Origin of the sequence: Methylophaga sp. UBA4204 (assembly GCF_002379485.1) — a bacterium.
Taxonomy (GTDB): domain Bacteria; phylum Pseudomonadota; class Gammaproteobacteria; order Nitrosococcales; family Methylophagaceae; genus Methylophaga.
On record NZ_DFTU01000010.1, the window covers coordinates 8,877 to 18,310 of the forward strand.

At 45.4% G+C, this 9,434-nt stretch carries 10 protein-coding genes and 1 riboswitch; of the genes, 3 read left to right on the forward strand and 7 right to left on the reverse strand.

Annotated features, from left to right (window positions below):
- Positions 1–70 precede the first annotated feature (70 nt).
- The 5 genes from B3182_RS01405 to B3182_RS01425 form a co-directional block, all read right to left on the reverse strand.
- The gene (locus tag B3182_RS01405; RefSeq protein ID WP_292356667.1) at positions 71–763 is read right to left on the reverse strand and encodes an ABC transporter permease; all 693 of its coding nucleotides are present in this window, start codon (positions 761–763) and stop codon (positions 71–73) included.
- A 19-nt stretch (positions 764–782) separates the two neighbouring features.
- Positions 783–1,634: a methylenetetrahydrofolate reductase [NAD(P)H] gene (gene metF, locus B3182_RS01410; protein WP_292356665.1), complete on the reverse strand. Its 852-nt coding sequence runs from the start codon at positions 1,632–1,634 to the stop codon at positions 783–785.
- 56 nt (positions 1,635–1,690) lie between these two features.
- Positions 1,691–3,001: an adenosylhomocysteinase gene (gene ahcY / locus B3182_RS01415; protein WP_292751242.1), complete on the reverse strand. Its 1,311-nt coding sequence runs from the start codon at positions 2,999–3,001 to the stop codon at positions 1,691–1,693.
- 14 nt (positions 3,002–3,015) lie between these two features.
- Positions 3,016–4,179 carry a methionine adenosyltransferase gene (metK, locus tag B3182_RS01420; protein WP_292356660.1) on the reverse strand — a complete coding sequence of 388 codons (1,164 nt, stop codon included), beginning with the start codon at positions 4,177–4,179 and terminating at the stop codon, positions 3,016–3,018.
- A 91-nt stretch (positions 4,180–4,270) separates the two neighbouring features.
- A riboswitch (S-adenosyl-L-homocysteine riboswitch) is annotated at positions 4,271–4,347 on the reverse strand.
- 110 nt (positions 4,348–4,457) lie between these two features.
- On the reverse strand, positions 4,458–5,156 hold the full coding sequence (locus B3182_RS01425) for a M48 family metallopeptidase (protein ID WP_292356658.1): 699 nt from the start codon (positions 5,154–5,156) through the stop codon (positions 4,458–4,460).
- Between the two features lie 77 nt (positions 5,157–5,233).
- On the opposite strand from B3182_RS01425, the gene dusA reads away from it, so the two are divergent.
- Positions 5,234–6,217, forward strand: coding sequence for a tRNA dihydrouridine(20/20a) synthase DusA (gene dusA / locus B3182_RS01430; RefSeq protein WP_292356656.1), 984 nt, complete (start codon positions 5,234–5,236; stop codon positions 6,215–6,217).
- Positions 6,218–6,516: 299 nt separating this feature from the next.
- Here the strand turns inward: dusA and B3182_RS01435 are convergent, their stop codons facing one another.
- Both B3182_RS01435 and B3182_RS01440 read right to left on the reverse strand, forming a co-directional pair.
- Positions 6,517–7,296, reverse strand: coding sequence for an ABC transporter permease (locus B3182_RS01435; protein ID WP_292356653.1), 780 nt, complete (start codon positions 7,294–7,296; stop codon positions 6,517–6,519).
- Positions 7,293–8,216, reverse strand: a complete 924-nt coding sequence (locus B3182_RS01440) for an ABC transporter ATP-binding protein (RefSeq protein ID WP_292356651.1) — start codon at positions 8,214–8,216, stop codon at positions 7,293–7,295. The genes B3182_RS01435 and B3182_RS01440 overlap by 4 nt, the downstream gene beginning before the upstream one ends.
- A 48-nt stretch (positions 8,217–8,264) precedes the next feature.
- On the opposite strand from B3182_RS01440, the gene mutH reads away from it, so the two are divergent.
- Both mutH and B3182_RS01450 read left to right on the forward strand, forming a co-directional pair.
- A complete protein-coding gene (gene mutH, locus B3182_RS01445) occupies positions 8,265–8,957 on the forward strand; it encodes a DNA mismatch repair endonuclease MutH (protein ID WP_292401380.1) in 693 nt (230 codons plus the stop codon).
- A 46-nt stretch (positions 8,958–9,003) separates the two neighbouring features.
- Entirely contained in the window at positions 9,004–9,426 is a 423-nt protein-coding gene (locus tag B3182_RS01450) for a response regulator (protein WP_292751245.1), read from the forward strand.
- Positions 9,427–9,434 lie beyond the last annotated feature (8 nt).

Below are 9,434 nucleotides of genomic sequence, written 5' to 3' on the forward strand. Positions count from 1 at the left end.
TGTTGCTCAATATCCAGGGCCAGCTCACCGTTATAACGAACTTTAATGTTGTCTAGTTGAAAGGCGTAGTTCATGTCAGTCGCCGGTTAATCCAGGACAAAGCGAAATTCAGGATAAAAGCGATCATTAGCAACACTATGCCGAGCGCCAATGCCAGTTCAAATTCGCCTTTACTGGTTTCCAGTGCAATGGCGGTAGTCATCGTACGAGTATAGCCTTCAATATTCCCCCCCAGCATCATTGCAGCACCAACTTCACCAATGGCGCGTCCAAAGCCTGTAAGAATAGCTACCAGCACCGCCAGTCTAACGGCTTTTAATACCTGAAAGCATTGTTGCCATTTATCTGCACCGAGACTTTGTAAGGTCAAAATTAGCCTTGGATCAGCGGTGTTGACGGTCACCAGAGTCAGATTCATCATGATGGGAAATATCAAGATGCTCTGCGCAATAATCATGGCGGATTGGGTATAAAGCAATCCCAATTCCCCTAATGGTCCCATTCGACTGAAGAGCCCATATAGTAATAACCCAATCACTACGGTAGGCATGGCCATTAAGGTATTGAGAATATGTTGCAGTGTCGTTTTACCGGAAAACTCCGTTAATGCCGTAAACACACCCGCAGGGATCGCCAGTAAAGCGGCAATGAAAGCAGCAGCAACGGAAATACTGACCGATGTCTGAATAATCTCCCAGACAGTAGCATCAAAAGCTATCAGCAGTTTAAGCGCTGCGGTAAAAGATGTACCAAAAAAGTCCATGGCTAAGGAAGCCTAATAATCAGCGAACCAATCCCAGTCGTTCGCAAACGGTTAATACAGGCTGTGTTTTATTCATTGAATAAAAGTGTAAGCCGGGTACGTCCAGTTTAATCAGTTTTTCAGTAAATTCAGTCAGGTAATCGGTAGTAAATGCCTGCATCGAGACACTGTCATCATAAAACTCTTCCAGACGTTTTTTGAGCCAACGAGGAATTTCTGCACCACAGGCTGCAGAGAACCGCGCGAGTTGAGTGTAATTATTGATGGGCATAATGCCGGGAATTATCGGAATATCAATGCCTTTTTTCTGGCAGCGTTCTACAAAATACAGATAAGAATCAATGTTGAAAAAATACTGTGTAATGGCGCTGTCAGCTCCGGCATCAACTTTACGTTTGAAATTTTCCAGATCGACACCAGCATCCTGTGCCTGAGGATGTACTTCGGGGTAAGCTGCAACTTCAATAGTGAAATGATCGCCGGTTTCTTTGCGAATAAATTGCACCAGTTCATTGGCATAACGAAAATCACCCGGATCACGCATGCCAGAGGGTAAATCACCTCTTAATGCCACCACGCGGGAAATTCCATTATCGATATAGGTTTGCAGGATAGTACGGATGCGTTCTTTTGATGATCCCACACAGGATAAATGCGGAGCTGCATCAATTCCGGTCTCTGCTGCGCGTTGTTGTATAGCGATAACCGCTTCAAGCGTATTATCCTGAGTCGATCCCCCTGCACCAAAAGTCACGGAGTAAAATTCAGGTTTTAATACAGCTAATCGCTCTTGCACCAATAAAAGATTTTGTGCACCTTTTTCCGTTTTTGGCGGAAAAAATTCACAGCTGATAACAGGTTGTTTGGACATGATGCTTACTTTAGGTAAAAGAAAAAGGGCTAACACTTAGGTTAGCCCTGCTTAACTTAGTAACGGTAGTGTTCAGGTTTATAGGGGCCTTGTTGCTCAAGCCCTAAATATTTGGCCTGTTCAGCATTTAATTCGGTCAGATTAGCACCGATTCGGCCTAAATGCAGCCGGGCCACTTTCTCGTCTAGACGTTTTGGCAAGACATACACTTTATTCTCGTAGTTGGCACTGTTATGCCATAACTCGATTTGCGCCATGACCTGATTAGTGAAAGACGCTGACATTACAAAGCTTGGATGACCGGTTGCACAGCCCAGATTGACCAGACGACCTTCAGCCAACAGGATAATACGCTTACCATCAGGGAAAATAACGTGGTCAACCTGAGGCTTAATGTTTTCCCACTCGTAGTTACGTAGTGAAGCTACATCAATTTCGTTATCAAAGTGACCGATGTTACAAACGATAGCTTCGTTACGCATCGCCGCCATATGCTCATGATTAATGACATTGATATTACCGGTAGCAGTCACAAAGATATCGGCCTTATCAGCGACTTCATCCATGGTGACAATACGGTAACCTTCCATTGCTGCCTGCAGGGCACAAATTGGATCGATTTCAGTAATCATCACGGTAGCGCCCATGCCACGGAAAGCTTGTGCACAACCTTTACCGACATCGCCGTAACCTAACACCACGCAGATTTTGCCAGCAACCATAACATCGGTTGCACGCTTGATACCGTCAAGCAGTGATTCACGGCAACCATACAGATTGTCGAATTTTGATTTGGTGACTGAGTCGTTAACGTTGATCGCCGGGACTTTTAAGGCACCTGCTTTCATCATTTCATACAAACGATGTACGCCGGTGGTGGTTTCTTCCGACAAACCTTTAACATCGTCGAGTAATTCCGGATAGTCTTCATGCATCATCGTGGTCAAATCACCACCATCATCCAGAATCATATTCGGGCGCCAGCCATCAGTGCCAATGATGGTTTGACGAATACACCAGATAGCTTCTTCTTCGGTTTCACCTTTCCAGGCAAAGACCGGGATGCCCTGATCGGCAATAGCCGCTGCAGCGTGATCCTGTGTTGAAAAGATATTGCAAGAAGACCAGCGCACTTCAGCCCCTAATTCAACCAGTGTTTCAATCAACACGGCAGTTTGTATCGTCATATGCAGACAACCTGCAATACGCGCACCTTTCAGCGGATGCTGGCCAGCATATTCTTCACGTAAGGCCATCAATCCAGGCATTTCGCTTTCAGCGATTTTGATTTCCTGATGGCCCCATTTCGCCAGACTGATGTCGGCAACTTTGTAATCTGGTTTTAAGTTTTCTACTGCTGATTGCATGATAATTTCCTGTGTTAGTTGATTTTTGCTGCTTCACGTAAGACGGGAGCGAGGTCAGTTCGTTCCCAACTGAAGTCAGCGTCTTCACGTCCAAAATGACCATATGCGGCAGTTTGCTGATAAATGGGACGTACTAAATCCAACATTTTGATAAGGCCAACCGGGCGCAAATCAAAATGTTCACGAACTAATTCGACAAGTTTATCTTCAGCAATTTTGCCTGTACCAAATGTATCCACGCTAATGGAGGTAGGTTCTGCAACGCCGATGGCATACGAAACCTGAATTTCGCAACGATCAGCAAGTCCGGCGGCAACAATGTTTTTCGCTACATAGCGACCCGCATATGCTGCACTACGATCGACTTTTGAAGGATCCTTGCCGGAGAATGCACCACCACCATGGCGGGCCATGCCACCGTATGTGTCGACGATAATTTTGCGACCGGTCAGGCCGCAATCACCCACAGGACCACCAATAATAAATTGGCCGGTGGGATTAATATGGTAACGAGTATTTTTTGTTAGCCATTCAGCTGGAAGCGTTTGTTTGATAATGAGTTCCATCACCGCTTCTTTCAGATCAGCTTGGCTGATTTCAGGGTTATGCTGGGTTGATAGGACCACTGCATCAATACCCACCGGTACGCCATTTTCATAGGCAAATGTCACCTGACTTTTGGCATCAGGGCGTAACCACGGTAATTCACCGCTTTTACGTACTTGGGCCTGACGTTTGACCAGACGATGTGCATAAGTGATAGGAGCTGGCATAAGCACTTCAGTTTCATTGCTGGCATAGCCAAACATCAAGCCTTGATCACCGGCACCTTGATCTTCTTCTGTTTCACGATCCACACCCATGGCGATGTCACCGGATTGTTTACCGATAACTGACATGACCCCGCAGGTCTGTCCATCAAAACCGACCTCGGAGCTGTTGTAACCAATATCCGTGATGGTTTTACGAACAATGTCTTCCAAGTCTACCCAGGCGCTGGTTGAGATTTCGCCAGCCACAATCGCTACACCGGTTTTAATCAGAGTTTCGCAGGCAACACGAGCGTGGGGATCTTTGGACAGGATTGCATCTAAAACAGCGTCGGAAATTTGGTCTGCTACTTTATCTGGATGACCTTCTGAAACAGATTCAGAGGTAAAAAGATAAGCATTACTCATAGACAACTTCCTCATTAAAATTCAAATAAGGTAATGATAGTTTAACTATGGGTAAAGTTCGGATGAAACGCCCATTACTACCAGTGACCCGTAATAATGAACGCCGTTTGGAATGTAAAATTGAATAAGCCTAGCAGAGGGTTCTCTGTCGCAGCGTTCCTTATCCAATGTGGCATATATTAATTCATAATGAAAAAATTACCAAGTTAAGCCTTTCTTAAAGGCTTTGTTGATATTTCATAGCCCCAAGCCGTAGTGGCTATGAAATATCAAGGACCCTAGATAACGAGCTGATGTCCATGCTGTTTCAACCAACGGCGATGTTCACGGAAATTGGGGTCAAATTGTTCAACCAAATCCCAAAAGGCCTTTGAATGGTTATGCTGACGTAGATGACATAATTCATGAATGATAACGTAATCATTTATCGACTGTGTGGCCTGAACTAATTGCCAGTTAAGCTGGATATCTCCTCTCATAGTACAACTGCCCCAGCGAGCTTTATAGCTTTTAATCTGAACCAGATTGGGTCGCAGGCTAGTTTGCTCAGCAAGCTGTTTTACTCGTTCAGGCAGTAACGATTCTGCTTGACGTCTGTACCATCTTGCTAACGCCTGTCTTATTTGCAAGGCTGTGACATTGGGCGGTGCCATAATCACCAGTTTCTGTTGATCAAGCAGGACATGCAGTCGCTGGCGTTGTGGCTCCTGAATAATATGTAATGGATATTGCTCGCCCATAAAAGGTTGTAACTCACCTTCAATAAATTGTCGTTTGGGTGGACGCTGCTGGAATTTTTTTAATTTATCCTCGATCCATTGCTGTTTGCGCATCACAAATTGTTTTGCCAACCATAACGGCATTAATTTGGGTAAGTGCACCGTTACGTTGCCATCCTGAATTTTGATCGCAATGGTCTTTCTGCGTGCGCTTCGGACAACGGCAACGGAGTGATCGTTAATCTTGATGGTGCTCATCGACTGACTTAAATAACGTATTAAATGGGCATTTTAACGGCTGATTTGCGAAAATGTCGGATTAAACAGGTTTTATTATGACTTTGACAGCCAATATTAAATTCGCCCATCGCTTATCACTGGCACCGATGCTGGATTGGACCGATCGGGATTTCCGTTATTTGTGCCGAATCATTTCCAAGCATACTTTGCTATATACCGAAATGATCACCACAGGCGCATTGCTCCACGGCGATCATCAACGCTTTCTGGCACATGATGAAAATGAATATCCCATGGCATTGCAGCTGGGTGGCAGTGACCCTGCAGAATTAGCAAAATGTGCCACCTTAGGTGCCCAGGCTGGTTATCAGGAAATTAACCTGAATGTCGGGTGCCCCAGTGATCGTGTACAGAATGGTCGATTCGGTGCCTGTTTAATGGCCGAACCCCGGTTAGTGGCTGAATGTGTGGTTGCGATGAAGCAGGCAACTGATATTCCCATCACAGTCAAAACCCGATTAGGTATTGATGAGCAGGACGGTTATGAATTTGTCAGAGAATTTGTCGACGCAATTTATCAGGTTGAAGTCGATGCAGTGATTCTTCATGCCCGTAAAGCCTGGTTAAAAGGTTTAAGCCCGAAGGAAAATCGGGATATCCCTCCACTTGAGTATTCAAAGGTGTATCAAATCAAGCAGGAGTTTCCTGATTTGCATCTGGATATCAATGGCGGTATACACACGCTGGACGAGGCTGAAAACCATCTGCAAAGAGTAGATGGAGTAATGATGGGGCGGGCACTTTATCACCAGCCATATCTATTGGCTGAAGCGGATAAACGAATTTTTAATGATGATCGGTCAATCCCTAGTCAGCATGAAATAGTCGAATTGATGCTGCCTTATATTGAAATGCGTATGAAAGAGGGGAGACCCTTGAAGTCCATTACCCGCCATATGTTGGGTTTGTTTCAAGGCTTGCCAGGGGCTCGTCGCTGGCGGCGGCACTTAAGTGAAAATGCGCATTTACCCGGCGCCGGGATTGAAGTGGTCCGCGATGCGATTAAATTAGTAGGCTGAGACTAAAAGTAACCACAGAGACACAGAGGCTTTTGGTTGTTATATCCGCAGATTACGCAGATTTTCGCAGATGTTTTATGAATGCTTTAACAAGTCGGTTTGAAAGAAGCTAGCCCTCAGAGTTCTTTTGTGATGCATTACTGCATCAACCTGAAAACCATTTATTTAATCTGCGTGCATCTGCGTAATCTGCGGATTATTTTTTAAATGCCTTAAAACACCACTTAAACGTCAGTCACCATAAGCCACAAGCTATTTATAAAACTCTGTGCCCTCTGTGTCTCTGTGGTTAATGCTCTTCAATTCCTTAAGCCAGTACCTTTATGCAGCAGATAAAGCGCATAGCTTGTCAGTGCAGCGATAAAGGCCAGGATGATGGCAAAAGCAGCGGCTACCGGAATATCCGAAACACCTAAAATGCCATAACGGAATGCATTGACCATGTATAAAACCGGATTCAGCATGGAAACGTTTTGCCAGAATTCGGGCAGCAGTGAAATCGAATAAAACACGCCCCCCAGGTAGGTCAGCGGGGTGAGGATAAAGGTTGGAATGATTGAGACTTCATCAAAGCTGCGGGCGTATAAGGCGTTAATAAATCCGCCTAATGCAAACATGACGGCACTGAGAAAGACCATGCTAATGGTAATCCCGATATGTTGAACGGTAAGTTTGGTAAATATCAGTGAAACCAATGTCACAATGAGTCCAACAAACAGGCCGCGGGCTGCTCCACCGACAACATATCCTGCGAGGATAATATAGTTAGGAACGGGAGAAACCATCAGCTCTTCAATATGATTTTGAAACTTGGCACTGAAAAAAGACGAAGCGACATTGGAATAGGCATTGTTGATAATCGCCATCATGATGATGCCGGGGGCGATATATTCCATATAACTGAAACCATCCATCTCACCAATTCGGCTACCAATCAGATTACCGAAAATAATGAAATATAACGTCATAGTTATCGCTGGGGGTAACAGCGTTTGAGCCCAAATCCGCAGGAATCGCCTGATTTCCCGGGTGACGATGGTTGAAAAGGCAATCCAGTGATGCTGGCGGCGGTTATTCATTCAACAGACTCCGGACGTTCAACCAGGGTTAAAAATAATTCTTCGAGACGATTCACCTTGTTTTTCATACTGCCTACTTTAATGCCGCGTTCGGTTAACACGGTGAATAAATCATTCAGGCCCTCCTGGCGCTGAAGCTCGACCTCTATAGTTGTTGGATCTACCTGATGATATTCAATCCCCTGTAGCAAACTGCTGTCAGTCAAAGGTTCCAGCAGATCCAGTACAAAAGTTTCTTTATCCAGGCGATTTAATAACGATTTCATATCAGTATTTTCAACGATACGGCCCTTGTCGATGATGGCAATATTGCGACACAGATTTTCCGCTTCTTCAAGATAGTGCGTCGTCAGGATGATAGTGGTGCCACGTTGATTGATTTCACGTAAAAACACCCACATTGAGCGCCGCAGCTCAATATCCACACCCGCTGTCGGCTCATCCAATATAAGCAGGCGTGGATTGTGTACCAGCGCCCGGGCAATCATCAATCGGCGCTTCATACCTCCAGATAATGATCTTGAAGGCGTATGACGTTTTTCCCAAAGTCCTAATTGCTTCAGCAAGACATCGGCTCGCGGTTCGGCCTCTTTTGCTGGAACGCCATAATAACCGGCCTGCGTCACCAGAATGTGTTTAACCTGCTCAAAACCATTAAAATTAAATTCCTGCGGCACCAACCCGATATAACTTTTAGCCAACTCGGTTTGACTGTCCAGATCGGCATCAAAGATGGTTACCGAGCCACTGGTTTTTGTGACTAACGACGTTAGAATGCTGATGGTAGTGGATTTGCCAGCGCCATTTGGCCCTAACAGTGCAAAAAAATCACCTTCTTCAACCGTCAGATTGATATCTTTGAGTGCTTCCAAGCCATTGCGATAGGTTTTATTCAGATGTTCTATAGTAAGCGCTTTCACCGGAATCGCCTTAAGCAGATTTAAACGTACTAGATTATCATGTCACTCATGTCTGATCATATTTACCCGGAACCGGTTCCAGTTTCTCCCCCTGCCTCTGAAGCTGAACTGATGCATCGTTGCCAACAAATAGCTGGCAAAACGGTGGGTCAGCTTGCACAGCAATCCGGCCTGACGGTTCCTGTAGATTTGCGCCGTCATAAAGGTTGGTTAGGGAATCTACTGGAGCGCATTCTGGGCGCCGATGCCGGTAATCAAGCGGAACCGGATTTTGTTGCTTTGGGTATTGAATTAAAAACCATTCCATTGAATACCCGCGGTGAGCCAAAAGAATCGACATATGTCTGCACGGTGACTCCCAAAGCTCTGTCTGAAACGCATTGGCAGACATCATGGTTACGTCGTAAACTGAGCAAGGTTTTGTGGTTGCCGGTTGAAGCCGATAACGCTATAGCATTAGCGGATCGATTTATTGGACAGGCGATTTTATGGCAGCCTTCAGAACAGCAGGAAACAGTGCTGCAGCAGGACTGGGAAGAGTTGATGGAAATAATGATAGCTGAAGGTGCCGTGACAGCGAAACTGGGACGTTTTTTACAGATAAGGCCCAAAGCAGCCAATAGTCGGGTAATTACCCGGCAGATAGGGCATGACGGCGAGGAAGAATGGTATCATCCTTGTGGTTTTTACCTTCGGACAAGTTTTACGCAACAAATTCTGTCAGGGAAAGCTTGCTGTTAATGTTCAGCAACAGGCAGAATGCACATTAGAATAAAGGATTGGCATAGTGCAAAAACTCAATGCATTAGTAGTAGACGCATCTACTGAATTTCGTAATAAGGCTCGTGCACTATTATCGGCTGCCGGGTTTGAAGTGGACCACGCAGAGACTGGGAATCAAGGTCTTGAACATGCTCAGCAGACACGATATCGATTAGTTTGTTGCAGTGATGATCTGTCGGATATCGCTGGCAGCGAGTTCTGCGGTCAATTACGAGCAATCAACGGCTATGATTATGCTGCTGTGCTGGTGATGACAGAAACGGATAACGCCCGAACCCTCAAGCAGGCATTGCTGGCCGGTGCCACCGACATTTTCAGCAAGCATGACGAATCCGAATTAGGTATTTATGTGCAACGCCTGGCTCAGCGTGAAACCCGCCAGTTATCTGGCCGGGTACTGTTTATCGAAGATTCCAGGGTTTTATAGACCATCAT

What these genes read in the sequence shown, in the direction of transcription:
- B3182_RS01405 (WP_292356667.1), bottom strand. Translation starts at nt 763, where the DNA reads ATGGACTTTTTTGGTACATCTTTTACCGCAGCGCTTAAACTGCTGATA.
- metF (WP_292356665.1), bottom strand. Translation starts at nt 1,634, where the DNA reads ATGTCCAAACAACCTGTTATCAGCTGTGAATTTTTTCCGCCAAAAACG.
- ahcY (WP_292751242.1), bottom strand. Translation starts at nt 3,001, where the DNA reads ATGCAATCAGCAGTAGAAAACTTAAAACCAGATTACAAAGTTGCCGAC.
- metK (WP_292356660.1), bottom strand. Translation starts at nt 4,179, where the DNA reads ATGAGTAATGCTTATCTTTTTACCTCTGAATCTGTTTCAGAAGGTCAT.
- B3182_RS01425 (WP_292356658.1), bottom strand. Translation starts at nt 5,156, where the DNA reads ATGAGCACCATCAAGATTAACGATCACTCCGTTGCCGTTGTCCGAAGC.
- dusA (WP_292356656.1), top strand. Translation starts at nt 5,234, where the DNA reads ATGACTTTGACAGCCAATATTAAATTCGCCCATCGCTTATCACTGGCA.
- B3182_RS01435 (WP_292356653.1), bottom strand. Translation starts at nt 7,296, where the DNA reads ATGAATAACCGCCGCCAGCATCACTGGATTGCCTTTTCAACCATCGTC.
- mutH (WP_292401380.1), top strand. Translation starts at nt 8,265, where the DNA reads ATGTCTGATCATATTTACCCGGAACCGGTTCCAGTTTCTCCCCCTGCC.